19 protein-coding genes and 1 CRISPR repeat array are annotated in these 24,797 nt (G+C 65.3%); of the genes, 13 read left to right on the forward strand and 6 right to left on the reverse strand.

The genetic code is table 11. From position 1 onward, the window contains the following. Positions 1-201 precede the first annotated feature (201 nt). Together NF876_RS15790 and NF876_RS15795 are read left to right on the forward strand one after the other, a co-directional pair. Positions 202-522 (forward strand): 2Fe-2S iron-sulfur cluster-binding protein, encoded by a 321-nt coding sequence (locus tag NF876_RS15790; RefSeq protein WP_262269747.1) that lies wholly within the window; start codon positions 202-204, stop codon positions 520-522. Between the two features lie 15 nt (positions 523-537). Further along, positions 538-963: a universal stress protein gene (locus NF876_RS15795; protein ID WP_262269748.1), complete on the forward strand. Its 426-nt coding sequence runs from the start codon at positions 538-540 to the stop codon at positions 961-963. A gap of 459 nt (positions 964-1,422) precedes the next feature. Here the strand turns inward: NF876_RS15795 and NF876_RS15800 are convergent, their stop codons facing one another. The 4 genes from NF876_RS15800 to NF876_RS15815 form a co-directional block, all read right to left on the reverse strand. Next, complete coding sequence (locus NF876_RS15800) at positions 1,423-1,992, reverse strand: hypothetical protein (RefSeq protein ID WP_262269749.1); 570 nt, start codon at positions 1,990-1,992, stop codon at positions 1,423-1,425. A 183-nt stretch (positions 1,993-2,175) separates the two neighbouring features. Next, entirely contained in the window at positions 2,176-3,351 is a 1,176-nt protein-coding gene (locus NF876_RS15805; protein WP_262269750.1) for a vWA domain-containing protein, read from the reverse strand. 61 nt (positions 3,352-3,412) lie between these two features. Beyond that, positions 3,413-5,206 carry a cation:proton antiporter domain-containing protein gene (locus tag NF876_RS15810; protein ID WP_262269751.1) on the reverse strand — a complete coding sequence of 598 codons (1,794 nt, stop codon included), beginning with the start codon at positions 5,204-5,206 and terminating at the stop codon, positions 3,413-3,415. A gap of 155 nt (positions 5,207-5,361) precedes the next feature. Next, entirely contained in the window at positions 5,362-6,648 is a 1,287-nt protein-coding gene (locus NF876_RS15815; protein WP_262269752.1) for a cystathionine gamma-synthase family protein, read from the reverse strand. A 107-nt stretch (positions 6,649-6,755) separates the two neighbouring features. Between NF876_RS15815 and NF876_RS15820 the strand changes: the two genes are divergently transcribed. The 6 genes from NF876_RS15820 to dksA all read left to right on the forward strand — a co-directional run bounded on the left by NF876_RS15820 (position 6,756) and on the right by dksA (position 12,750). Further along, positions 6,756-7,604: an AAA family ATPase gene (locus NF876_RS15820; protein ID WP_262269753.1), complete on the forward strand. Its 849-nt coding sequence runs from the start codon at positions 6,756-6,758 to the stop codon at positions 7,602-7,604. Continuing rightward, on the forward strand, positions 7,604-8,128 hold the full coding sequence (locus tag NF876_RS15825) for a SixA phosphatase family protein (RefSeq protein ID WP_262269754.1): 525 nt from the start codon (positions 7,604-7,606) through the stop codon (positions 8,126-8,128). The genes NF876_RS15820 and NF876_RS15825 overlap by 1 nt, the downstream gene beginning before the upstream one ends. Positions 8,129-8,615: 487 nt before the next feature. Beyond that, positions 8,616-9,677 carry a hypothetical protein gene (locus NF876_RS15830; protein WP_262269755.1) on the forward strand — a complete coding sequence of 354 codons (1,062 nt, stop codon included), beginning with the start codon at positions 8,616-8,618 and terminating at the stop codon, positions 9,675-9,677. Positions 9,678-9,746: 69 nt separating this feature from the next. Next, entirely contained in the window at positions 9,747-11,195 is a 1,449-nt protein-coding gene (locus NF876_RS15835) for a YcjX family GTP-binding protein (RefSeq protein ID WP_262269756.1), read from the forward strand. Further along, positions 11,192-12,178: a YcjF family protein gene (locus NF876_RS15840; protein WP_262269757.1), complete on the forward strand. Its 987-nt coding sequence runs from the start codon at positions 11,192-11,194 to the stop codon at positions 12,176-12,178. Before NF876_RS15835 ends, NF876_RS15840 begins: the two co-directional genes overlap by 4 nt. Positions 12,179-12,330: 152 nt before the next feature. Further along, a complete protein-coding gene (gene dksA, locus NF876_RS15845) occupies positions 12,331-12,750 on the forward strand; it encodes an RNA polymerase-binding protein DksA (RefSeq protein ID WP_009489488.1) in 420 nt (139 codons plus the stop codon). Positions 12,751-12,826: 76 nt separating this feature from the next. Here the strand turns inward: dksA and NF876_RS15850 are convergent, their stop codons facing one another. Continuing rightward, complete coding sequence (locus NF876_RS15850; RefSeq protein WP_262269758.1) at positions 12,827-14,056, reverse strand: hypothetical protein; 1,230 nt, start codon at positions 14,054-14,056, stop codon at positions 12,827-12,829. Between the two features lie 388 nt (positions 14,057-14,444). On the opposite strand from NF876_RS15850, the gene cckA reads away from it, so the two are divergent. The 3 genes from cckA (at position 14,445) to alaS (ending at position 21,142) form a co-directional block, all read left to right on the forward strand. Next, positions 14,445-16,976: a cell cycle histidine kinase CckA gene (gene cckA / locus NF876_RS15855; protein WP_262269759.1), complete on the forward strand. Its 2,532-nt coding sequence runs from the start codon at positions 14,445-14,447 to the stop codon at positions 16,974-16,976. A gap of 172 nt (positions 16,977-17,148) precedes the next feature. Beyond that, the gene (gene recA, locus NF876_RS15860) at positions 17,149-18,243 is read left to right on the forward strand and encodes a recombinase RecA (RefSeq protein WP_009489491.1); all 1,095 of its coding nucleotides are present in this window, start codon (positions 17,149-17,151) and stop codon (positions 18,241-18,243) included. Between the two features lie 250 nt (positions 18,244-18,493). After that, positions 18,494-21,142: an alanine--tRNA ligase gene (alaS, locus tag NF876_RS15865; protein WP_262269772.1), complete on the forward strand. Its 2,649-nt coding sequence runs from the start codon at positions 18,494-18,496 to the stop codon at positions 21,140-21,142. A 141-nt stretch (positions 21,143-21,283) separates the two neighbouring features. Here the strand turns inward: alaS and NF876_RS15870 are convergent, their stop codons facing one another. Next, positions 21,284-21,751 carry a GFA family protein gene (locus NF876_RS15870; protein ID WP_262269760.1) on the reverse strand — a complete coding sequence of 156 codons (468 nt, stop codon included), beginning with the start codon at positions 21,749-21,751 and terminating at the stop codon, positions 21,284-21,286. Between the two features lie 213 nt (positions 21,752-21,964). Beyond that, a CRISPR array of direct repeats spans positions 21,965-22,589; the repeat unit is 31 nt; unit sequence GTTTCGATCCACGCCCCCGTGAAGGGGCGAC. A gap of 170 nt (positions 22,590-22,759) precedes the next feature. Here NF876_RS15870 and NF876_RS15875 point away from each other — a divergent pair. After that, on the forward strand, positions 22,760-23,176 hold the full coding sequence (locus tag NF876_RS15875) for a hypothetical protein (RefSeq protein ID WP_262269761.1): 417 nt from the start codon (positions 22,760-22,762) through the stop codon (positions 23,174-23,176). After that, a complete protein-coding gene (locus NF876_RS15880; RefSeq protein ID WP_262269762.1) occupies positions 23,173-23,658 on the forward strand; it encodes a terminase small subunit-like protein in 486 nt (161 codons plus the stop codon). Before NF876_RS15875 ends, NF876_RS15880 begins: the two co-directional genes overlap by 4 nt. Positions 23,659-24,797 lie beyond the last annotated feature (1,139 nt).

Raw genomic sequence — 24,797 nt, forward strand, 5'->3', positions numbered from 1 at the left:
ATCTGTCATTTACCAAGCAAGTCTAGCGGCCGATCTGAAACAAGGGAACCCGATGTCCCCTGCCATTTATGAACGTCGTTAACGGCTTAGTAACCTGCTCTACCGGGGAAAATTGCGGCGAAAAGACGGCAGGTTTCGTATGCGTCTCTCGTCTTCCGGCGCAGTCTGTCATAAGTATGCGCCGACAAGCAGAGGTCCGCAATGATCAATATTACGTTCATCGATTCCGAAGGCACGGCCCGCACCGTGGAGGCGGAGGAGGGCGCAACCGTCATGGAAACGGCCATCCGCAATGGCATTCCCGGGATCGAGGCAGAATGCGGGGGAGCCTGCTCCTGTGCCACGTGTCATGTCTATGTCGCAGAGGAGTGGGAGGCTGCGACAGGCCAGCCTCAGCCCATGGAGGAGGACATGCTCGACTTCGCCTACGATGTGCGTCCCAACTCGCGGCTGTCATGCCAGATCCGCGTCAGGCCCGAGCTCGACGGACTGGTCGTTCACACGCCGACCCGCCAAGGTTGATCCGGAGATAAGCCGATGTTCAAGACGATCCTGGTGCCTGTCGACCTCGGGGAAGTGGAAGCGGCGCAGCCCGCCATCGACAAGGCGGTGGAGCTTGCGACGGCTTCGGGCGGCACTCTGCGCCTGATCTATGTGCGCGCCATCGTCCCGGTGACCTACATGGAGTTCATGCCGCCGACCTTCGACGAGGAGCAGCAGGGCGAGGCGGAGAAGCGACTGGCGGACCTAGCCGCCAAGGTGGCGCTCCCGGCGGAGCGCGTCTCCGCCGTGGTCCGGCTCGGCTCCGTTTACAACGAAGTGCTGGACGAGGCCGAAAAGACCGGGGCTGACCTCGTCGTCATCGGCTCGCATCGGCCGACCATGGCGACTTACCTGCTCGGATCCAATGCCGCCACGGTCGTGCGCCATGCCCGGTGCTCGGTGCTGGTGGTGCGAGCCTAGAGCATCGGACGTGAAAAGTGGACCCACTTTTGGGATCGGATCCGATGCTCACTTCCTTAAGCGGCGCATCGTTCGGGGCGGACCCAGCGGGCCGCAAGCGAAAACCGAGTCCACTTTTCTGCACGATGCGCTAGCGCATCGTTGAGTGCGGACCCGAAGGGCCACGAGCGTGGCCCGCTTTCGTCCGCAGATTGCGCTCGGCGGTGTTTCGATCGAGGTCACCGGGACAGGCCCGGCGATGATACCCTCCGCACGTCATGGCCGGCCAGTCATGACCCACCTCTCGCCGGCCATCCCGATCGGAAGGGCGCGGCGTTCCAGACAAGCGGGATCACCGGGACAAGCCCGGTGATGACGTGGGAGGATGAGACACCCGGCTGGTGCCACCCTCCACGGCATGGCCGGCCCTGGGCCGGTGATGACGCGGAGAGATCACAGAGGTTGCGGATTGCCCCTCGTTCAAGGAGCCTTCGGCAGGAGCTCCGCCGGCAATGCCCCGGCGCGGAACGGGCGGGGCTTGTTGAGCCTGATCATCGGCTCGATCTGCCAGACCCCCATGACCGCGAACAGCGCTCCCAGCAGCGCGACCCCTGTCGCGCCCATGCGCAGAGCCTGCCAGATCAGATAGGCCATGGCGAGGAGCGACGCGATGGCAAGCGCCGAGGTGGGCAGCCAGAGCCCCAAGGGCTTCCCGGCCACGAATCTCGCCCGGGGGTTTGCCCGGGCAATGGCCTCGCAGAGGGATTGGGCGAAGGCGCGGTACTCCCGGGTCAGCTCCCGGGCCTCCACCAGGCTCTTCCAGTCGAGCGAGTTGAATGTGAAGGACTTGCCGTCCCTCATGACGACCTTGGTGCGGAACGATTTCTGCGCCAGCCGGCCGGGCTCGAACGTCATGCGAACGGTGCTGACGGCCCCGAGCTGGACCTCATGCACCTTGCGGCCCGAGTCCACGGTGAGCTTCTCGCCCATGAGAGTGAAGGAGATCGGCCCGCCGAAGGGCTTGGGGCTGTGGGTATAGGTCTGGGTCATGAGGCTTCTTAGAGCATTTTTCGGTGAAGCGGATCCGGTTCACCGTCAGAAAATGCGGCCAGGCAAAGAAGAGAGCTGCTTCCATTCACGTGGAACCAGCTCTAGCGGCGCAGCATCCGTTCCGCAAACCCGACCGGCTCTGCCTCCGAGGGTCTAGCGTGGTCCACTTTTCCGTCCGATGCGCTAGCGGACCAGTTCCCGCATCGCGTGGTCGATGCCTTCGAGAGTGAGCGGGTACATGCGCTCCGCAAAGAGCTGCCGGATCAGGGTGAGGGATTGCGTGTAGCCCCAGTGCGGCTGCGGCACCGGGTTGAGCCACACGGCTTTCGGGAAATGGTCGAGAATGCGCCGGATCCAGGCTTGGCCGGGCTCCTCGTTCCAGTGCTCCACCGAGCCGCCGGGATGGGTGACCTCGTAGGGACTCATGGAAGCGTCGCCCACGAAGACCACCCGGTAATCGGACGGGTAGGTGCGGATCACGTCGAGGGTGGGGATCACCTCGTCGAAGCGCCGGCGATTGTCCTTCCAGAGGTTCTCGTAGACGCAGTTGTGGAAGTAGAAGTGCTCGAAGTGCTTGAACTCGAGGCGCGCGGCCGAGAACAGCTCCTCGGCGGCCTCCACATGCCAGTCCATGGACCCCCCGACATCGAGGAAGAGCAGAACCTTCACGGCATTGCGGCGCTCGGGGCGCAGACGCACCTCGAGATAGCCCTTGTGAGCCGTCTCGTGGATCGTCCCGTCCAGATCCAGCTCCTCGGCCGAGCCGGTCCGGGCGAAACGGCGCAGACGGCGCAGGGCGATGCGCATGTTGCGGACGCCGAGCTCCACGCTGTCGTCGAAATCCTTGAACTCGCGCCTGTCCCACACTTTCACGGCACGGAAGTTGCGGTTCTTGTCCTGGCCGATGCGGATGCCCTCCGGGTTGTAGCCGTAGGCGCCGTAAGGGGAGGTGCCGGCGGTTCCGATCCACTTGTTGCCACCCTGGTGGCGGCCCTTCTGCTCCTTCAGGCGCTCCTTGAGGTTGTCCCAGAGCTTGTCCCAGCCCACGGCCTCGATCTGCTTTTTCTCCTCCTCCGTGAGGTAGCGCTCCGCGAGCTTGCGCAGCCATTCCTCGGGGATGCCGCTCGCGTCGAGCGCATGGCCCATGCTCTCGAGGCCCTTGAATACCTGGGCGAACACCTGGTCGAACCGGTCGAAATGCCGCTCATCCTTCACCAGGCAGGTCCGGGAGAGGTAGTAGAATTCCTCAACGCTCTTCTCCGCGAGGTCACGGTCGAGCGCCTCCAGCAGGGACAGGTATTCCCGAAAGGAAACCGGCACCTTGGCCGCGCGCAGCTCAGTGAAGAAGGTCAGGAACATCGGGCCAGTGTCCGGCAATGGGGAGGAAGGTCAAGGCCAATCCGGCGCACGGACCGGGCCCTCACTTTCCAACCGTCCGACGTGCCCTGAATTCGATGCGCTCCGGGTTGCGGGTGTTCTTCTTCTTGAGAACTTCGCGGAATTCGTCGCGCCGCTCATGGATCGAGGCAATGACCAACCCCATCGGAACGCCGATATCCGTCAGGACCGCCTCGCTCAGCTGCAGGGAGGCCTCGATGGTCTCGGGCACCGCATCGTCGACGCCGAGATCGTAGAGCTGAGCGGCGTGCTTGTCGTCGCGAGCCCGGGACACGATGGTGATGTCCTGCCGCTCCTGCCGGGCGGCCGCGACCACCGCCCCGATGGCGCTCGGCGTATCGAGGGTGATGACGAGGGCCCGTGCCTGCTCGATGCCGCAGGCGCGCAGGAACTCGGGATAGGATCCGTCCCCGAAATAGACCGGCTTGCCGGCCCGGCGCTGTTCGGCCACGCGGGCCGGGTCGAGGTCGATGGCGAGGTAGGGCACCTTGTGCCGCTGGAGCATGTCGCCGACGAGCTGGCCGACCCGGCCATAGCCGGCCACAATGACACGCCCGGGCTCCTCGGGCGGGGGTGGAACCGTAATCGCCGGGTCGAGGGCGCGCTTCTTCTCCAGCCGGCGGCTCAGGCGGCGTCCCAGCCGGGCGAAGAAGGGAATCGCCACCATGGTAAGCGTGGTCACGATGAGGAGGCTCTGGCCGGCTTCGCCCGGGACGAGCCCGGCCGCCATCGCGCTGCCGAGGATGACCAGCGCGAACTCGCCGCCGGGGCCGAGCAGCAGCCCGGTCTCGGCGGCCTCGGCCGCATTGAGCCCGAAGGGGCGGCTCAGCCAGAAGATGATGACGCTCTTGACGGTGATCACCAGAGTGGCGATCCCCAGGATCGTCAGCGGCGCCTCCAGAAACCGGACGACGTCCAGGTTCATGCCGACCGAGACGAAGAAGACGCCGAGCAGGAGGCCCTTGAAGGGCTGGATCGTCGTGTCGACGGCCCGCCGGTACTCGGTTTCCGACAGGAGGATGCCGGCAATGAAGGCGCCGAGCGCCATCGACAGGCCGCTTGCGGCGGCGACCAGGCTCGTGACCAGCACCACCAGCAGGCAGGCGGCCATGAACAATTCGGGGCTCTTCGTCGTCGACACCATCTGGAAGAACGGTCGCAGGACGATGCGTCCGAGCACCACGATGACGGCCAGCGCCAGCGCCGCCTGGAGGAGCGACGTGACCAGGGTCAGGGTGGTCACCTCCGGTTGCCGGACGTCCAGCACCGCGATGGTGAGCAGGATCGGCGCCACGGCCAGGTCCTGGAAGAGCAAGGCGGAGAAGCTCGCGCGTCCCGGCGAGGTATTGAGACGCTTCTGTTCCGCGAGGACCGGCAGGACGATGGCCGTGGAGGAGAGGGCCAGGGCGATGCCGATGATGGCGGCGGCCGTCACGGTGGCGACGCTCTTGTACGCGAACAGGCTCAAGGCGAGGGTGCAGAGCACGACCTGAAGCGTCCCGAACCCGAAGACCATGCGTCGCAGGAGGCGCAGACGCTGCCAGGACAGCTCGATCCCGATGGTGAACAGGAGGAAGACCACGCCGAACTCGGCCAACCGGGAGGTCCCCTCCGGGTCCGTGAAGGTCAGCCAGTCGACCCAGGGATAGCTCGGCATGAGCCGCCCCAGCCCATAGGGACCCAGCAACGCGCCTGCCGCGAGGAACCCCAGGACCGGGCTGACCTTGAGCCGGTGAAACAGGGGGACGACGATGCCTGCCGTTGCCAGAAAAAGAATGGGTTCCTGATAGGCGTGCAGGTCTATCGCAGCGGCCATTGCTTCCTTCCGGTCAGAGATATTGTCCTTCTAGGTCCAAGTGATGCGCAAGGGGTTAATGCCGCGCCCGGCGGCATGGTGGGCGCGACATGAGCGCATGGGGTTTCCATGCCGATCGGCGTGGCCGGGGATCCCGATAGGGTCGGTGGCGATGGCTAATCCAGGGTCGCCAGCGCCTGCGCCAGATCGGCCACGAGGTCGTCCGGATGCTCGATCCCGATGGAGACGCGGATCGTGGCGTCGGAAACGCCGAGGCGATCCCGGGTCGCCTTCGGCACGCCGGAATGGGTCGTGGAGGCCGGGTGCGAGATCAGCGACTCGGTGCCCCCGAGGCTCACCGCGAGCTTGAACACCTGGAGCGCGTTGAGCACCCGGAAGGCCTCCGCCTCGCCGCCCTTGACATCGAAAGAGAAGGTCGAGCCGGGGGCGTCGGACTGGGCCTCATAGACCTCTCTGGCCCGCGAGCCCGCGGGCAGATAGGCGAGATGGTGCACCTTCACCACACCGGGGTGCTCGTGCAGGAACTGCGCCACGATTTCAGCGTTCCGGTTCGCCGCGCTCATGCGCAGGGCGAGCGTTTCCAGCGAGCGCCCGATCATCCAGCAGGAATGGGGGTCGAGCTGGGTGCCGATGGCCGAGCGCAGCAGACGCACCGTCTTCATCAGTTCCTTGGATCCGAGCGCCGCGCCGGCGATCAGGTCGGAATGGCCGCCCACGTATTTCGTCAGAGAATAGACCGAGATGTCGGCCCCGTCCTTGAGCGGCTTCTGGAACAGGGGGCCGAGCAGGGTGTTGTCGCAGACGATCACCGGGCGATGCCCCTGGCTCGCGCCGATCTCGTCGGCGATCTTCTTGATCAGGGCGATGTCCACCAGCGTGTTGAGCGGGTTGGAGGGCGTTTCGATCATGATGACTGAGACCCGGCCCTTGGCTTGAGCTTCCTTCGCGGCCGCGCGGATGCCGGCCTCGTCCACGCCGTCGCCGAAACCGATGGACCCGATGTTCATGTTGGCCAAAGTCTTGGCGATCAGGGTCTCGGTGCCGCCGTAGAGGGGCTGGGAGTGAAGGATCACGTCGCCCGGCCGGGCGAAGGCCAGGATCGTCGTGGAGATGGCCGACATGCCGGAGGAGAACAGGAGGCCGGCCTCCGCCTCCTCGAAGATGGCGAGCCGGTCCTCGACGATCTCGGAATTGGGGTGGTTGAAGCGCGAATAGACGAGCCCCGCGGCCTCGCCCTGCGGGGGCTCGCGGCGGCCCGCCACGTAATCGAAGAACTCCTTGCCGTGCTCGGCGCTGTTGAACACGAAGGTGGAGGTGAGAAAGACCGGGGGCTTCACGGCGCCCTCCGACAGGGTCGGGTCGTATCCGTAGCCCAGCATGAGGGTCTCAGGGCGCAGCTTGTGATTGCCGATGCGGTCCTTGTGGTAGCGGTTATTGGCCATAGGTCATCGTCCTCCCGGTTCGTTTGTCATGGGCTTATCCTATGAAGGCGATTGCCGAAAGGCGGGGGCAGGAATTAGGGTCTGGAAGAAACCGAGGAATGGTGAGAATGGCGCGTTTTGCCGGAACCGACACCTATGTGGCGACCGAGGACCTGACGGTGGCCGTCAATGCGGCCATCACCCTGGAGCGGCCCCTTCTGGTGAAGGGGGAGCCCGGCACGGGGAAGTCGGTCCTGGCCGAGGAGATCGCCCGGAGCCTGAACGCACCGCTCCTGACCTGGCACATCAAGTCGACCACCAAGGCCCAGCAGGGGCTTTACGAGTACGATGCGGTGTCACGACTGCGCGACAGCCAGCTCGGCGACCCACGGGTGTCCGACATCCGCCACTACATCAAGCGGGGCAAACTCTGGGAGGCCTTCGCGTCCGAGGTGCGGCCCGTGCTGCTCATCGACGAGATCGACAAGGCCGACATCGAGTTCCCGAACGACCTCCTGCTCGAGCTCGATCGCATGGAGTTCTTCGTCTACGAGACCGGCGAGACCGTGAAGGCCGCCCGACGCCCCATCGTGATCATCACGTCCAACAACGAGAAGGAGCTTCCGGACGCCTTCCTGCGCCGCTGCTTCTTCCATTACATCCGGTTCCCGGACGCGGAGACCATGGGTCGGATCGTCGAGGTGCACTATCCCGGCATCAAGCACCGGTTGGTCGAGGAGGCCCTGAAGATCTTCTTCGAGGTGCGGGACGTTCCCGGTCTGCGCAAGAAGCCCTCCACCTCGGAACTGCTCGACTGGCTCAAGCTCCTGCTCTCCGAGGACATCGGCCCTGAGCAACTCCGGGAGCGCGATACCCGCAAGCTCATCCCGCCACTTCATGGGGCTTTGCTGAAGAACGAGCAGGATGTGAGCCTGTTCGAGAAGCTGGCCTTCATCGCCAGACGGGACGGGCGCTGATGCTTCGCCTCCTGCTCCTCCGTCACGCCAAGGCCGGCTGGCCGTCCGGTGTCCTCGACCTGGACCGGCCTCTCGCCAAGCGGGGGCAGGAGGCGGCTCCCGTCATGGGAACCTATCTCAAGAGGGAGCGGCTGGAGCCCGATCTCGTCATCCTCTCGCCGGCGCGTCGGACGGAGGAGACCTGGGAGAGGGTTCAGTCGATCCTCGGCGACATCGAGACCCGCCGCGACGGGAGGATCTACGAGGCGCCCGTCGGGCGGCTCATGGATGTCGTGCAGGAGGTGGAGCCCGGGGTCGGGACCCTGCTGATGATCGGCCACAATCCCGGCTTCGAGGAACTCGCGAAGCTTCTCATCGGCGAGGGTGATGTCGACGGGATCCTGCGGCTCGGACAGAAATACCCGACCGCCGGCCTTGCCGTCATCGACTTCCCGCTTGAGGCCTGGAGCGCGATCAAGCCGAAATCCGGGACTCTCGAGCGCTTCGTGACGCCCAAATCCCTCGGGAACGGAGAGGACGACTAGAGCATCGGATCCGATGCTCACATCCTGAAGGGGCGCATCGTTCGGGTCACGCTCGAGGCCCGCTTTCGTCTGCACGATGTGCTCGGCGGTCTTGCGATCGAGGTCACCGGGACAAGCCCGGCGATGACGTGGGAGGGTGTGTGACCCGTGCCGACACCCTCCCCACGTCATGGCCGGCCTTGTGCCGGCCATCCCGATCGGAAGAGCGCCGCGCCCTACAGAAGCGGGATCACCGGGACAAGCCCGGTGATGACGTGGGGAGGGTCACGCTCATGGCCCGCTTTCGTATGCATGATGCTCCCAAGCAAAAGCTCGAAGCATCGGGCGTGAGGTCGATGACGCGGCCGATGCTTGAGACGTCGATTGCGCCCGAAGGACCAGCATCATGCATTGAGACTGAACCGATCGGCCCTACCATCGTTCTGCCTGAAAGCTTTTCCATCCTTTTCGGCCGAAGCGGGGGCTGATCCTTACCATGACGCCTCAGATGGTTCTTGCGATCGCCCTTGCGCTGCGTGCCCTCCTGCCCGGGGATGATCACGGTGCGGGCGAAACGCCCTCGCGGCCTGTCCGGGAGGCGGCCGCTCAGCAGGCGCGCTATGAGCCGGAGCGTCGCGAAGTCACGAACTGGCGCCGAGAGGCCATGGCGGCCCTGGAGCCGAAACCCGTCGTGGCCATGGCGGCTCTTCTCAAGGCCGAGCGCCCCTTCGTCACCCGCTGCGTCAAGCTCAACAACTACTGGTGCATCAAGAGCGCCCGTTGGAACGGCGAACTCGCCACCGACGGCGAGGGCCATGTCGGCTTCATCTCCGCCGATCACGGAGCCGACGCCGCCGCCACCCTGTTGCGACGCTATTACCTGGAATTCAACCGCAAGTCCGCCCTGGACATCGTTCGCCGCTGGGCTCCGGCCGAATGCGGCGTCGCGACGGGCATCGGCGGGATCGCCATGCTGGCGGTGAGAGGCATCGGCGGCACCGTGCGGGCTCAGTACCTCGCCTCGCGCCGCAAGACGGGCGGCGGCGTGCGCTATACGGCGAAAGCCGGCCCTGGAGGCAGGCCGGGTCGGGTGTCCATGGTGATTCCGATGGCGCCGCGGTCGCCGCAGTACCGGGTCCCGAGCATCGCCGAGGGCATGGGCGAGAAGGCGAAGGCGCCGCAGCCGCAGGCCATCGCCCGGCGCAGACCGGCGACGGAGCCGGCGGTTGCCGCCTCTGCGGCCCCGAAGCCCAGCCGGACGGTTCAGGTGGCTGCCGCCTGTCCGTCCGAGGAGCAGCGCCACCGCAACTATGCGGGCCGCATGGTCGAAGGTCTCGGGTTGAAGCCCACCGACGATCTCAAGCTGTTCGCCGAGGACGGCACGCCTCAACCGAACCTGACCCACGTGATGCTGGCGATGTCGGCCTTCGAGCTCGGGGCGCTGCGCGCCAGCCCCGACCTGGTGGAGGAAGCCGTCGAACGGGCAGCCGCGCGGCTGAAGGAGAATGCGAAGTCCGACGAGAGGAAGGCCGACCTCTCCCGGACCCCCGCGCCGAGCGTGGAGCGCTGACGCTGTCTTGCACGTTAGGACTTCAAGCCCCACCTTCGAGCTTGGCTTGAGAGCATTAGGTTCATCTTCGTGTCCGTCATCACCGATCTCGCCTCCCGCGCCGGGTCCGCCGCGCAATCGATCTGGGAGGCTTCCGGCCAGCTGATCCAGCCCTCCCTCCGCCTCGGCGTCACGGGGCTCGCCCGGTCCGGCAAGACGGTCTTCACCACCGCGCTCGTGCATCACCTCACCCGCGGCACGAGCCTGCCCGCCTTCCGGGCTTCCGCCGAGGGGCGGATCCGGCGGGCCCATCTGGCCCATCAGCCGGACGACGCGGTGCCGCGCTTTCCTTACGAGGAGCACATGGCGGCCCTCACGGAGAGCCGGCGCTGGCCGCAATCCACCAACCGGATCAGCGAGTTGCGCGTGGATGTGGAATACGAGCGCAAGTCCGGCTGGCGCCCGGGGCCGGCCTCTCTCGCCCTCGACATCGTGGATTACCCGGGCGAGTGGCTGCTCGACCTTGCGCTCCTCGATGCCGGCTACGCCGAGTGGTCCCGGCAGACGATCGAAGCAAGCCGCAAGCGCGATCGCGTCCCTGTTGCCGGGAGCTGGCACGAAACCTTGAAAGCGCTCGATCCTTCAGGGGCGTCCGACGAGATGCTCGCGTCGAAGGCGAGCGAGGCCTTCAAGGATTATCTCACGGCCCTGCGCGCCGGCTCGGAGGCCGTCGCCACCACGCCGCCGGGCCGGTTCCTCATGCCGGGCGACCTCGCGGGCTCGCCCGCCCTGACCTTCGCGCCGCTCGATCTGCCTCACGGGCAGCCGATCGCGCCGGGCAGCTTCGCGGCCCTCATGGAGCGACGCTTCGAGGCCTACAAGACCCATGTGGTCCGACCCTTCTTTCGCGATCATTTCCAGCGCATCGACCGCCAGATCGTGCTCGTCGATGTGCTGGCGGCCATCGACGCCGGTCCCGTGGCCCTCGCGGAACTGGAGGAAGCGCTGGATCAGGTGCTCATGGCGTTCCGGACCGGACGCAACACGCTGCTGTCGCGCCTTTTCTCGCCGCGGGCCGACCGGGTCCTTTTCGCGGCCACCAAGGCCGATCACATCCACCACACGGATCACGACCGCCTGGACGCGATCCTGCGCCTTCTCGTGAACCGCGCCTCGCGCCGGACCGAGGCTGCCGGGGCGCGGGTCGGGACGGTGGCGCTCGCCTCCGTGCGGGCGACCCGCGAGACGACCATCCGCGAGGGCCGCGAGACCCTGCGGGCGGTCGCCGGAGTTCCCGAGGCCGGCGAGCGGGTCGGGGACGAGATCTTCGACGGCGAGGCGGAAGCGGCGATCTTTCCGGGCGAGCTGCCGGAGACGCCGGAGGCCGTGTTCCAGGGCGCTATCCCGCCGGGATCGTTCCGATTTCCGCGCTTTCGTCCGCCGAAACTGCCGGTCGATGCGGCGGGCCGCATGGCCAAGATGCCCCATATCCGCCTCGACCGGGCCCTTGAATTCCTCCTTGGGGATCGCTTCGCATGAGCCGTCAACCTCGCGCCTATCGCCTCGACGATCCGAATGTCACGGCCGGGGCCGTGCAGGTCACGGAGGAGCCTTTCGACGCGATCGAGGCCGCGGACGGCGTGCTGGTGCCCATGGGCGAGAAGCGCCGTGCCCCGTGGCTCGGCATCCTGATCTCCGCCTTGTCGGGCCTCCTCGTGCTGGGCCTCGGGCTCGCGGTCGAGAACCTGATCGTCGAGCTTTATGCCCTTGCGCCGTGGCTCGGCTGGGTGGCGCTCGGCCTCGCGATCCTCGCCCTCCTGGCGTTCTTCGCCATCATCGGCCGCGAGGTGGCGGGGATCTGGCGCGAGCAGAAGATCGAAGGCCTGAGGGAGGCCGCGATCGACGCGCTTGCGGTCAAGGACCACAAGGCCGCCAAGGGCATCGTGTCCGATCTCCTGACCCTGTATGGCGGCCGCGCCTCTGCGGCGCCGGGGAGCGCGCGCCTGCGCGGCCTCACCGACGAGATCATCGATGCGGACGACCGGCTCGCCATCGCCGAACGCGAGCTGCTGGCACCCCTCGATCTGCAGGCCAGGCGGGCCATTGCCGGGGCGGCGAAACAGGTCTCTCTCGTCACGGCGGTGAGCCCCCGGGCCATCGTGGACGTGGCCTTCGTGGTCTTCGCGGCGGTGCGGCTGTTGCGGACCCTCTCGCGAATCTATGGCGGGCGGCCCGGCCTGTTCGGGTTCCTGCGCCTCGCCAAGGCGGCTTTCAACCACCTCGCGGTCACGGGAGGCATGGCCGTGGGCGACAGCCTCATGCAGCAGGTGCTGGGTCTGGGCCTTGCGGCGCGGATCTCGGCCAAGCTCGGGGAGGGGGTGCTGAACGGGCTCATGACCGCCCGCTTCGGCCTCGCGGCCCTGTCCGTCTGCCGTCCGCTCCCGTTCATCCGCGAGGAGGCTCCGAAGATCGGCGATGTCGCCGGGGAGCTGATCAGCCGGGCGGAGGCCGCGGCCTCCTGACGGGTGCGGCAAATCGTGCACGCCCGACCTTTCCAAGGTGCAAAAGAGGTGCTCGGGCCTCTTAGACAAATCGATGACGCTTAATATCGTTGTCGCCGACCCTGCTTGCCTATATAGGGGCGCCACGGTTCATCGGGGAAGAACGGCTGAACATGACAGACATCGTGATTGATGAGGGTTATCGTCCGACAGAAGACGAGCCCTTCATGAATGAACGGCAAAGGGAGTACTTCAGGCGCAAGCTGATCCGTTGGAAGCACGATATCCTCAAAGAGGCTCAGGAAACCCTCGCCACCTTGCAGAGCGAGAACGAGAACCATCCTGACCTTGCGGATCGCGCCTCCTCGGAAACGGACCGCGCCATCGAGCTTCGTGCCAGGGATCGCCAGCGCAAGCTCATTGCCAAGATCGATGCCGCGCTCGCGCGGATCGAGGACGGCTCTTACGGCTATTGCGAGGAGACCGGGGATCCGATCTCCTTGAAGCGCCTGGAAGCGCGTCCCATTGCAACGCTATCCCTCGAGGCGCAGGAGCGTCACGAGCGGAACGAACGAGTCTACCGGGACGACTGAGATCCTTTTAAGCAACGTCGAAAGGGCTCCGCTTGCGGAGCCCTTTTTCTTTGCGTCTCGCGTCCGTCGGAAAGCGTCAGCCCTTCTTGGAAGGGTCGAGCGGACGTCCCAGGAGGCGGGCGAACTCCGCCTCTATATCCTCGACGGAAAACGGGTCCGTCGGCTTCTGGGGGGCGGCGGGCGGCTCTTTCGCCTGCGGCGGGAGGGGGGCCGTCATCGGCGGAGGAGGAGGCACCGGCCGGATCGGCTCGGGGGCCGGCGTTGGTCTGGCCGCAGGCGCGGGCTCCGGGGCCGGCGGGCGATCGTCTTCGTCCTGGCGGTCGTACACGGCGACATGTTCCGTTTCGGCCGGCGTCGGTTCGAGGATCTCGTCTTCGTCCCGGGCCTCCTCAGGCTCGGAGGCGCCGGCTCCAGGCGCCGGAGCGACCGGGGGTACGGGAGCCGGATTCGCGGGGCGCTTCAGCGCCTCTTCGAGCTGCTTTGCCATGTCCGACAGGAGACCCGCGCCGGGACCGGGCCGCTCGGCCGCGGCTGGACGGTCGACCGGTGCCGGTTCCCGGATCGGTTCCGGCGGCGCCGGAGGGGGCGGAGGAACCGGTGTCGGGCGCGACTGGAACGGGGGAGGCGCCATGCTCGGGCGCGGCTCCGGGCGCTCCACGGGCGGGGCCGCAGCGGATTGAGCCGTCTGAACCGTGGGCGTCCGCGCCTCGGCACGAAGTCCCTGGATGGCCGGGGCAGCCGAAACGGCGACCGCGTCAGGCTTCAGAGCCGGCTCAGGATGAGCCGGAACGGAAGCGCTCACCGACGCGACGGGTGCGAGTTCCTGGTCGATCTCGGAATCCTCGGAAGGACGCCGCACGAAAGCGCCGAGCTGGGCGGCGAGCTGGGTTTCGATGGAGGGGCGGCCGTTGGGCTCGACCTGAGGGGGGCGGGGAGGCTGATCGAGCGTCGGCTCGAACCGTTCCACGCCCGTGTCGTTGGACGGTGCCGGAATGCGGGCACCGGCGACGCGAACGATATTGGTCTCGATGACGACGTCGTTGGGGCCGCCGATGAGAAGGAGGTGTTCGACATTGTCACGACGGAGAAGGAGAAGCTGCCGCTGCCGGTCGAGATCGTAGACGTCGACGATGCCGAGCCTCGGTTGGCGGCTGCCGCGACCGCGATCGCTGCCGGGCATCATCAGTCGGGCGCCTGTCAGCTTGCGGAAGACGACGCCGAAGAGCACGAGCAGGATCAGAATGATCGCGAATGCAATCGCGAACTGGACTGCCCGTGACGCTTCGATACCGAAAAGAGATGACACGATGTACTCTCAAGTGTTTGCAGGCCGTGCAGGCCCGTTCCGTGGTGGTTGTACCACATTGCCCGTGAAAGCCAGCCGCAAGGTTAACAAATGGTTAACGGACGCGGGCTTCAGCGGACCGGCATGTGGATGAGGATCGGCCCTCGACGATGGGACCAAGATGGGTCCGTTCGCCCTTTCATCAAGGAAAATAGGGAATTCCTATGGCGAAATCGTCATATGGCGATGGTCGCGGAGCAGCCGGGCCCTTGCGTCGGATCGTGGCTCCGCCTTAGAGGTCGATCAACGATTAGTGTGTAAGATGAGCGGCAGAGATCACGCGATTGGCTGCAACATTGCGGCCGGCGCCACAGGGCACCACCGCCTCCGTTGAGGATTTTGACATTCCATGGCTTACGAGGGCGACACGCCAAAAATCTCGGCCATCGACCGTTCCGACCGCCATGGTCATATCGGGTGGGTCCTGCTCTTGGCTGGGATCCTCGTCGGCGCGACTCTGAGCCTGCGTTTCCTGGGCATGGACCAAGCCCAGCCCCTCATTCTCGGCCTGCTTGCGTTCTTCGCCATGGCGGGCGTGTTCTTCCTCTTTGCCATGTCGATCGGGGTCGTGCAGTTTTCAGGACGGACGGCGCGCAACGATATCACCAAGCTGATGGCCGACACGTCGACGGACGGCCTCGTGGTGATCGAGGATGACGGGCGCATCACCTATGCCAACGAAGCCTACCTGTCTTTTGCAGGCCTGCAGGGAGGAGAGGTGCGTCCCGTCGAGCGCCTGTTCATGGGAGCGCCCGAAGTCTCCGAGGCGATCTACCGGCTGGCCCAGGCCGCGCGGGAGCATCGTACGGGCACGGAGGAAATCCGTCTCTCGCCCTCGTTGAACGGTGCCCACGAATTCGGCTGGTACCGTGTGCGCGTGCGTCCCGTACCGCGCCCCAACGGTCGGCTCGCGGCGCTCTGGACCATCTGCGAGGTGACCCATGAGCGGGAGCGGCAGGAGAACGTTTTCCAGGAACTCCAGCACGCCATCGACTATCTCGATCACGCGCCGGCGGGCTTTCTCTCGGTCGATCCCGAGGGCTCGATCATCTACCTGAACGCCACTCTTGCCTCATGGCTCGACTACGATCTCGCCCAGGTCGGCTCGGGTGGGCTGAATCTTGCCGACATCGTGCCTCGCGACGTGGTGTCGATGATGACGTCGTTTTCCGGGGAGCCGGGCAGCGTTCGCACGGAGACGTTCGATCTCGACCTGCGCCGCCGCAACGGCCAGTTTCTCCCCGTGCGCCTTTACCACCGGATCGCCTTCGGGCAGGACGGCCGGATGGGCGCTTCCAGGACCCTTGTCCTCAACCGCTCGGCCGGCGGAGAAGTCGACGAGGGGCAGCGGGCTGCCGAAGTGCGCTTCGCCCGGTTCTTCAACAACACGCCCATCGCCATCGCGACCGTCGATCAGGTCGGCCGGATCGTTCATGCCAACGCGCCGTTCTCCAAGCTGTTCGGCACGCTGGTCCGCGGGGGCGAGGGCGGTGTGACCGGGGCATCCATCCTCGACACGGTCCGCGAACGCGGCCCCATCGAAATGGCCCTCAAGGCGGCGGCGGAGAACAAGGGAGACATTCCGCCCCTGGAGCTTCAGACCGTGGGAGAGAACGCTGGCTCCGTCCGGGTCTGGGCGACGCCCGTCGGCGATACGGGCGCCGAAGGCGAGACGGCAATCCTGTACGCTCTCGACACGACCGATTTCCGGAAGGTGGAGGAGCAGCTCGCCCAGTCCCAGAAGATGAACGCGGTCGGGCAGCTCGCCGGCGGCGTGGCCCACGACTTCAACAACGTGCTCCAGGCGATCATCGGCTACAGCGACCTGCTGCTCGCCAATCACCGGCCGACGGATCCGTCCTTCCAGGACATCATGCAGATCAAGCAGAACGCGAACCGGGCCGCCAGCCTGGTGCGTCAGCTGCTCGCCTTCTCCCGCCGCCAGACATTGCGGCCGGAAGTGCTCAACCTCAACGATCGGCTCTACGACCTCTCCATGCTGCTCAAGCGCCTGCTGGGCGAGCGCGTGGAGCTCGATCTGAGCCACGGCCGCGACCTGTGGTTCGTCAAGGCGGACGTCAACCAGTTCGAGCAGGTGGTGGTGAACCTCGCCGTCAATGCCCGCGATGCGATGCCCGGCGGCGGCAAGCTCGCGATCCGCACGGCGAACGTGGCGGCCGCGGAGGCCGCCCGGCTCGGCGTGAGCGCGATGCCGCCGGCGGATTACGTGGTCATCGAGGTGTCCGATACGGGCTCGGGCATGACGCCCGACGTAATCGAGAAGATCTTCGAGCCGTTCTTCACCACCAAGGAAGTCGGCAAGGGAACGGGGCTCGGCCTCTCCACGGTCTTCGGCATCGTCAAGCAATCGGGCGGCTATATCGACGTGGACTCGACGCCGGGACAGGGCACGACCTTCCGCATCTACCTGCCGCGGCACGTTCCCGACGTGCAGGACGCGCCCGAGGAAGCCAAGGCCGATGCGCCCAGGAAGCCGGCCGCCGACATGACCGGCCAGGGCACCATTCTTCTGGTCGAGGACGAGGACCCCGTCCGCGCGGTCAACGCCAGGGCGCTCTCCGCCCGCGGCTACACCGTGCTCGAGGCTGCCTCCGGCGTCGAGGCACTGGAGATCATCCGGGAGCGCGGCGCCCCGGTCGATCTCGTGGTCTCCGACGTGGTCATGCCGGAAATGGACGGCCCGACCCTGCTCGGCGAGTTGCGCAAGCTCTACCCCGGCCTGAAGGTGATCTTCGTGTCCGGCTATGCGGAGGAGGCCTTCCGCAAGAACCTTCCGGAAGGGGAGGAGTTCAACTTTCTGCCCAAGCCCTTCAGCCTGCGCCAGCTGGTCGAGATCGTGAAGCAGGTGATGGTCCGCTAACCTGCTGAATTTCCTGAATTTTAACCCTGCGGCATCGTGCCCGGCCCGAGAGTTGTGGATTCCCTGACGAGAACGAAAAAAGAACTTGTAAGGGGGAACAAAGTGAGTACATATATTCTCTCAACACCGCGTTGAGATTCACTCCTCCTCCATGCCATAAGGATGTCAGGTCATGTCACAGTCCTCCCTGCGACTGGTGGAAAGCTCATCAATGGATAAAGATAAATCGAAAGCTCTCGACGCGGCGCTGTCCCAGATCGAGCGCGCCTTCGGCAAAGGCTCGATCATGCGGCTCGGCAAGGGCCAGCAGCCCGTGGAGATCGAGACCGTTTCGACCGGTTCTCTCGGCCTCGACATCGCGCTCGGCGTCGGTGGTCTGCCCCGCGGCCGCATCATCGAGATCTACGGGCCGGAATCCTCCGGCAAGACGACCCTGGCCCTGCACACCATCGCCGAGGCGCAGAAGAAGGGTGGCGTCTGCGCCTTCGTGGACGCGGAGCATGCCCTGGACCCGGTCTATGCGCGCAAGCTCGGCGTCAACCTGGACGATCTCCTGATCTCGCAGCCCGACACGGGCGAGCAGGCGCTCGAGATCGCCGACACGCTGGTCCGGTCGGGCGCGGTCGACGTGCTGGTCATCGATTCGGTTGCGGCGCTCACCCCGAAGGCGGAGCTCGACGGCGAGATGGGCGAGGTCCAGCCGGGCCTCCAGGCCCGGCTCATGAGCCAGGCCCTGCGCAAGCTCACCGGCTCGATCTCGCGCTCGAACACGATGGTGATCTTCATCAACCAGATCCGCATGAAGATCGGCGTGATGTACGGAAGCCCCGAGACCACGACGGGCGGCAACGCCCTGAAGTTCTACGCGTCCGTGCGCCTCGACATCCGTCGCGTCTCGACCCTGAAGGACCGGGACGATCCGATCGGAAACTCGGTGCGTGTGAAGGTCGTGAAGAACAAGGTGGCCCCGCCCTTCAAGCAGGTCGAGTTCGACATCATGTTCGGCGAAGGCGTGTCGAAGGTGGGCGAGCTCATCGACCTCGGCGTCAAGGCCGGCATCGTCGACAAGTCCGGTGCCTGGTTCTCCTACGACAGCCAGCGCCTGGGCCAGGGCCGGGAGAACGCCAAGCAGTTCCTGCGCGACAATCCCGAGGTGGCGGGCAAGATCGAGGCCCTCATCCGCCAGAATGCCGGTCTGCTCGCCGACCGCATCCTGGAGCAGGCGACCCCGACCGCCGACGATCTGGACGAAGGATCCGCAGAATAAGCTTTTGCTCTCCTTCAAGGGCAAAGAGAGGCCGTCGCGAGAGATCGCGGCGGTCTTTTCATTTTCCGCCCTGCCCGGATCCCGCCCTGGGACCGCCGAGCCCGGCCCGGGCCCCGACGGCAGGCTGGGACGACCCGGGAGAATAGACGACGCGCGCCTCGACAGCGCGCGCGCAGACGGCTAAAACCAGCCACCACCTCGATCTTTCGGGCAAAAAGCGCCCTTACCTTAAGTTTGAAAACCCATGAACATGAACGGCGTCAACGAAATCCGGTCGGCCTTTCTCGAATACTTCGCCAAGAACGGCCATGAGGTCGTGGCCTCGAGCCCCCTCGTGCCGCGCAACGACCCGACCCTGATGTTCACGAATGCCGGCATGGTGCAGTTCAAGAACGTCTTCACCGGCGTCGAGAAGCGGCCCTACAGCACCGCGACCACCTCGCAGAAATGCGTCCGCGCCGGCGGCAAGCACAACGACCTCGACAACGTGGGCTACACGGCGCGCCACCACACGTTCTTCGAGATGCTCGGCAACTTCTCGTTCGGCGACTACTTCAAGGAACGGGCGATCGAGCTCGCCTGGGGGCTGATCACCAAGGAATTCAACCTGCCGAAGGACAGGCTCCTCGTCACCGTCTATCACGACGACGACGAGGCGGCGAACCTGTGGAAGAAGATCGCCGGGTTCTCGGATTCGAAGATCATCCGCATCCCGACCTCGGACAATTTCTGGCAGATGGGCGATACCGGCCCCTGCGGACCCTGCTCGGAAATCTTCATCGATCAGGGCGACAAGCTCTGGGGTGGCCCTCCGGGAAGCCCCGAGGAGGATGGAGACCGGTTCCTGGAGTTCTGGAACCTCGTGTTCATGCAATACGAGCAGATCGAGCCGGGCAACCGGATCGGCCTTCCCCGACCGTCCATCGATACCGGCATGGGCCTTGAGCGAATCTCGGCCATCATGCAGGGCGTCTATTCGAACTACGACACGGATCTGTTCCGCACCCTCATCGAGGCCGTGGCCCATGCCACCGGGGTGGCGCCCGAAGGCGACCGCAAGGCCTCGCACCGCGTGATCGCCGACCACCTGCGCGCCTCGTCCTTCCTCGTCGCCGACGGCGTGCTGCCGTCGAACGAGGGGCGCGGCTACGTGCTCCGCCGGATCATGCGCCGGGCCATGCGTCACGCGCAGCTTCTGGGCGCCAAGGACCCGCTCATGTACCGCCTCGTGCCCGCCCTGGTGCGCGAGATGGGGCAGGCCTATCCGGAACTCGTCCGCGCCGAGGCGCTGATCACCGAGACCCTGAAGCTGGAAGAGACCCGCTTCCGCAAGACCCTGGAGCGCGGCCTGTCGATCCTCGACGAGGAGAGCCGCGAGCTGGGCAAGGGCCAGAACCTCTCCGGCGACACGGCCTTCACGCTCTACGACACCTATGGCTTCCCGCTCGACCTGACGCAGGATGCGCTCAAGCCCCGGGGCATCGGCGTCGACACGGATGCTTTCAATGCTGCCATGGAGCGCCAGCGCGAGAAGGCGCGCGCGGCCTGGTCCGGCTCGGGCGAGGCGGCGACGGAGACCGTGTGGTTCTCGGTGAAAGAACGCACCGGCGCGACCGAATTCCTGGGCTACGATACGGAAACTGCCGAAGGCATCGTCCTGGCGCTCCTGAAGGACGGCCAGGAGGTGGCGGAGCTCAAGGCCGGCGAAACCGGCCTCGTGGTCCTCAACCAGACGCCGTTCTACGGGGAATCGGGCGGTCAGGTCGGCGACACCGGCGTCATGCAGGGCGAGGGCGCCCGGGTTTTCGTGACGGGGACCGAGAAGAAGCTCGGCGACCTCTTCGTGCACCATGTCACCGTCGAGCACGGTTCCCTGAAGCTCAGTCAGTCGCTGGAGCTGATCGTCGACCACGAGCGTCGCTTCGCCGTGCGCTCCAACCATTCGGCCACCCATCTCCTGCACGAGGCCCTGCGCCAGGTGCTTGGCGATCACGTGGCCCAGAAGGGCTCCCTGGTGGCGCCCGAGCGCCTGCGCTTCGACTTCAGTCACCCGAAGCCCATCGAAGACGCGGAACTCGCCCGCGTGGAGGAGATCGCCAACAGGGTGCTGCTCCAGAACGAGCCTGTGGTTACCAAGCTCATGGCGGTCGATGAGGCGATCGAGTCGGGCGCGCGCGCGCTCTTCGGCGAGAAATACGGCGACGAGGTCCGCGTCGTCTCCATGGGCAAGGGCGAGACCAACAAGGCCTTCTCGGTCGAACTCTGCGGCGGCACGCATGTGAATCGCACGGGCGATATCGGCGTCATCACCATCGTGGGCGAAAATGCCGTTGCGGCAGGTGTCCGCCGCGTCGAAGCCATGACGGGCGATGCCGCCCGGCGTCACCTCGCGGCGGAGAGCCGGAAATTGCGCGAGGTCGCGGGCCTCCTCAAGACGCCGGTCGACGAGGTCTCCTCGCGTCTGGCGGCGCTTCTGGAAGAGCGCCGCAAGCTCGAGCGGGATCTGGCCGAGGCCCGTCGCAAGCTCGCCATGGGCGGCGGTGGCGGCGAGAGCGATCCCGTCAAGGACATCGCCGGCATCAAGCTCATGGCCCGAGCGGTCACCGGGGTCGAGATGAAGGATCTCAAGAGTCTCGCCGATGAGGGCAAGAAGCGCCTCGGCTCGGGCGTTGTCGCCATCGTCGGCGTGGCCGAGGACGGCAAGGCCGGTATCGTGGTCGGCGTCACCGAGGACCTGACTGCGAAGGTCGATGCGGTGGCCCTCGTGCGGGTCGGCTCGGAAATGCTCGGCGGCAAGGGCGGCGGCGGACGGCGCGACATGGCCCAGGCCGGCGGCCCCGACGGCGCCCGGGCGGAGGCGGCGCTGGCCGCCATCGAGGCTGCCCTGGCGGCCGCTTGAGCGCGCGACCCGTCCCGGACGGCGCGAGCCGGTGGGGGCGGTTCCACGATGCACCGATGTCGTGGCCGGCCTCGTGCCGGCCATCACGATCCGGCCAGCGCAGCACCTGACCGAGAGAGACCGGGGCGCACTGGAGCGCCCTCATTCATGGTCCGGGTGCTGGCGCGAGGCCATCTTGCGCAACTCCTCCGGCGTCGCGCCATCCTCGGTCCGCTCGCCGGGGAGCGTGTGAAGCATTCCGAAGGCCGGAAGCCTGCTCTCGATCCCGTATTGGATCTCCGGCGTGATCCGGCCCGGCTCGTCCAGGCTGCCGATCGAGACGGTGATCCGGTCGCGCTCCACATAGGCGAAGGTGAGCGGAGTCCCGCAATCCCGGCAGAAGCCGCGCTCCACGGCCACCGAACTCTTGAAGATCCCGGGCCGCCCCTTGGTCCAGACCAGGTCCCGTCGCGGGACTCCGGTGAGCGGCGCGAAATAATTGCCGAAAGCCTTCTGGCACATGCGGCAATGGCAGATGCTGGCATGGCTCGGCTCCGAGATCAGCGCGTAACGGACCGCGCCGCACTGGCAGCCGCCGGTCATTGCAGGTTTCATTTCATTTTCAGTCATTTAGCAGTCTCCAATACAGCTGGTCGAGACAGCGTTAATGAGCCTTTTCCTATCGGTTTGCGCTCTCGTCTGCTTCCCAAATTCGGGATTGGGAAGCATATGGGAAGCAAATCAGAGGTAAGCCCGAACTCTGTCGTCTCACTCAGAATGTTCCCGACCCACACCCTATGAAGGGCGACTCGCCTCCTCAGCCCGGGCACGGTTATTCCACCTGTTTCGATCCACGCCCCCGTGAAGGGGCGACCATCATCACCAAGCGGCTGGACAGCACGTCAAGCTGTTTCGATCCACGCCCCCGTGAAGGGGCGACCCGGAGATCGCGATGCTGATGTGGTCCAGGACAATGTTTCGATCCACACCCCCGTGAAGGGGCGACTCGGCATGGGGTGGGATTTAGACGGCGTTGTTGCTGTTTCGATCCATGCCCCCGTGAAGGGGCGACTCCAGATAGTCCGGTTCCTCGATCACGTCCTCGAGGTTTCGATCCACGCCCCCGTGAAGGGGCGACCGTGGGTCTCGGCTTCGCGGCTGAGATCATCCTTGTTTCGATCCACGCCCCCGTGAAGGGGCGACCCTCGCCGCCTTTTCCTCGAGCACCGTAAACGCGTTGTTTCGATCCACGCCCCCGTGAAGGGGCGACCAGTTCGGCCTCGACGTTCTCGATCACCACGGCCTCCGTTTCGATCCACGCCCCCGTGAAGGGGCGACGAAGGCGGGCCTCTGCCGACGCAATGTCCTTTTGGTTTCGATCCACGCCCCCGTGAAGGGGCGACTTGGATGGCGTCGGACAGGCTCATGAGATCACCAGTTTCGATCCACGCCCCCGTGAAGGGGCGACCATCACCATCCGCAGATGCCGATGGATCTGGGCCTGACGCCGGCCAACGCCCGGATCCTGGCTGCGGCGCTGCTCGAAGCTGCCGAGCGGATAGACCACTTAGCCCAGTAGACACAGGAGACGAAAGCGATGATACTGAGAACAAACGCAGAACTTCAAAGGGGCTTGCGATGACCGAGCGGCCTTCACAGCAGAACCAATACCGCGATTCCTACGCCGATCAGGCGCAGCGCCTGGCCCGCCTCGGCCTCAGCGAAGACGGCATCGCCCAATTCTTCGAAATCCCGGCTTACACGCTCTACGAATGGATCGGGACCAAGCCGGGCTTCGCGGCCGCCCCGGAGCAGGGATGGGTCGAGTTCAGGCTTCAGCCGCCGCGTCCGCCGAGCCGCTACAAGTACCCCGCCTACACCTATGCCCTGCAGCTTGCCGCGCGGATCAAGAACCTGGAGCAGGTGCTCAGGGCGAAGATGGCGGAGATGAAGGCGATCGGCCCACAGGCAATGGCTGCGTTCAACGATGCACTCTGGGAGGACGCCATAGCGATCCAGCCGCTGCGCAGAATTCCGAAGCGAGTAGGAACGTGAGCGAGAAACGGCCCGTGGGACGGCCGAGGGTCCTCACCCAAGCCCTCAAGGCGGAAATCTGCGAGCGCATCGCCGAGGGCGAGACCCTGCGCGAAATTTGCCGCAGTGAGCACATCCCGTCACGTTCGGTCATCCACAAGGAGCTGCTTGAGGACGAGGCATTTGCGGACCAGTACGCGCGCGCGAGGGAACTGCAGCTCGACATGATGGAAGATGAGCTGCTGGAGATTGCCGACGACGCGAACAACGACTGGATGGAGCGCCACGATAAGGATGGGAACTCTATCGGCTGGGTCGTCAACGGCGAGCACATCCAACGTTCCCGCGCCCGCATCGAGACGCGCAAGTGGATCATGTCGAAGCGTGCGCCGAAAAAGTATGGCGACCGCATCCGCCAGGAGATTGAGGCCGAGGGCGAGCCCATCGGGTTCCCCGTCGTGCGTATCTACACCACGAAGCCGGAGGAGCCCGATGCGGCATGACGCCTTCGACTGGATTAGCCTGCTGGCCATTAAGGATGACGGCCACGGGAGACCACAACCTGCGATGCGAAATCCTGGGTAGTCGTACGACGGGGCCATCATAGCTCAAACGAAAGCCCAGTTCCCCGGGTGCTGACGTGGTTTAAAAGTCATCAGTTTACCCGTTGAGAACGCTCGAGATAGTGCTATCAGCGGACCTTCCTGTAATCCGCTTCTATTTCCTGATTTGACCGATGGTGTGTCAAAACTCAGGCCGTCCTGATCTCGACGAACTATTTGTACAAGTTCACGCTCCTGTACCGGAGATTTCTCGGTCTATCGGGGCTCACAGGAAGTTAGATTGCTCTACGGAGCGGCCTCTTGGCGTTTTGACACAGGCTTGACCCGGTGCGGACATTGGCGAGATGGCGTTGTGTGACCATACATCCCACCAAGTTCTCAATTCTGGGTTGCAGGAGCCCAGCAGCTCAGGTACTTGCAGGCGAGCTTTCTTTCGCCCAGATTACCCGTTTGACTGTTTTTCCTATGCCAGAATGGAATTGGCGCAGGGTTCTTTAGTTAGGCTTATCAGTCACGCTGGACCTATGGAGAGCGTCATGCGAGCTATATGGAAGCAAGCTTGGAAAGCTACTGTCGTTCCTGCGGTGTTCCTAAGCTCTGCAGTCCTCGGGCAGACGAGAGGAGCGTGGGTTGACCCGCCTGCCGATCTGTCTGCGCTCTCAGCGCAACAGACCGAGTTGAGCCCTTCAGTGGAGCTTCCCCCCCAAGCAACGACCTCATCGGCGCCAGCAACTGTGGGGCCCGCATCAGAGACAAGGCCAAGATTTTCTCACAGTGCTGTTCATCCAAAATCCAAGGTCCAAACGGAGAGTTCCTCATTCGAGCATTCCGGGAGACAGGGGCAATCTGGATTGGACCCCACAGGTGCACCAACGAACACTTCTGACATGGCAACTCAGCCGAACCTTGTTCAAGGGCGGTCAAGCTCCCGTGAGCAAGCAGCGCAGAGCCTAGCAATCCATTATCTTAACCTATGGTCCACCTCAAACCGTCAGGCACTCCAGACGACGCCAGAGTTCTACGGCTCAAGAGTAACCTTCCATGGAAAGAGAATGAGCTTTGGAGAGCTACTTGCCGAG

This window comes from Microvirga yunnanensis (genome assembly GCF_025460875.1).

Excerpts from the sequence above, each read along its gene's own strand:
- NF876_RS15820 (WP_262269753.1), top strand. The coding sequence starts at position 6,756 with ATGGCGCGTTTTGCCGGAACCGACACCTATGTGGCGACCGAGGACCTG.
- NF876_RS15840 (WP_262269757.1), top strand. The coding sequence starts at position 11,192 with ATGAGCCGTCAACCTCGCGCCTATCGCCTCGACGATCCGAATGTCACG.
- NF876_RS15815 (WP_262269752.1), bottom strand. The coding sequence starts at position 6,648 with ATGGCCAATAACCGCTACCACAAGGACCGCATCGGCAATCACAAGCTG.
- cckA (WP_262269759.1), top strand. The coding sequence starts at position 14,445 with ATGGCTTACGAGGGCGACACGCCAAAAATCTCGGCCATCGACCGTTCC.
- NF876_RS15795 (WP_262269748.1), top strand. The coding sequence starts at position 538 with ATGTTCAAGACGATCCTGGTGCCTGTCGACCTCGGGGAAGTGGAAGCG.
- NF876_RS15825 (WP_262269754.1), top strand. The coding sequence starts at position 7,604 with ATGCTTCGCCTCCTGCTCCTCCGTCACGCCAAGGCCGGCTGGCCGTCC.
- NF876_RS15800 (WP_262269749.1), bottom strand. The coding sequence starts at position 1,992 with ATGACCCAGACCTATACCCACAGCCCCAAGCCCTTCGGCGGGCCGATC.
- NF876_RS15810 (WP_262269751.1), bottom strand. The coding sequence starts at position 5,206 with ATGGCCGCTGCGATAGACCTGCACGCCTATCAGGAACCCATTCTTTTT.
- recA (WP_009489491.1), top strand. The coding sequence starts at position 17,149 with ATGTCACAGTCCTCCCTGCGACTGGTGGAAAGCTCATCAATGGATAAA.
- NF876_RS15805 (WP_262269750.1), bottom strand. The coding sequence starts at position 3,351 with ATGTTCCTGACCTTCTTCACTGAGCTGCGCGCGGCCAAGGTGCCGGTT.
- NF876_RS15870 (WP_262269760.1), bottom strand. The coding sequence starts at position 21,751 with ATGACTGAAAATGAAATGAAACCTGCAATGACCGGCGGCTGCCAGTGC.
- NF876_RS15790 (WP_262269747.1), top strand. The coding sequence starts at position 202 with ATGATCAATATTACGTTCATCGATTCCGAAGGCACGGCCCGCACCGTG.
- alaS (WP_262269772.1), top strand. The coding sequence starts at position 18,494 with ATGAACGGCGTCAACGAAATCCGGTCGGCCTTTCTCGAATACTTCGCC.
- NF876_RS15875 (WP_262269761.1), top strand. The coding sequence starts at position 22,760 with ATGACCGAGCGGCCTTCACAGCAGAACCAATACCGCGATTCCTACGCC.
- NF876_RS15830 (WP_262269755.1), top strand. The coding sequence starts at position 8,616 with ATGGTTCTTGCGATCGCCCTTGCGCTGCGTGCCCTCCTGCCCGGGGAT.
- dksA (WP_009489488.1), top strand. The coding sequence starts at position 12,331 with ATGACAGACATCGTGATTGATGAGGGTTATCGTCCGACAGAAGACGAG.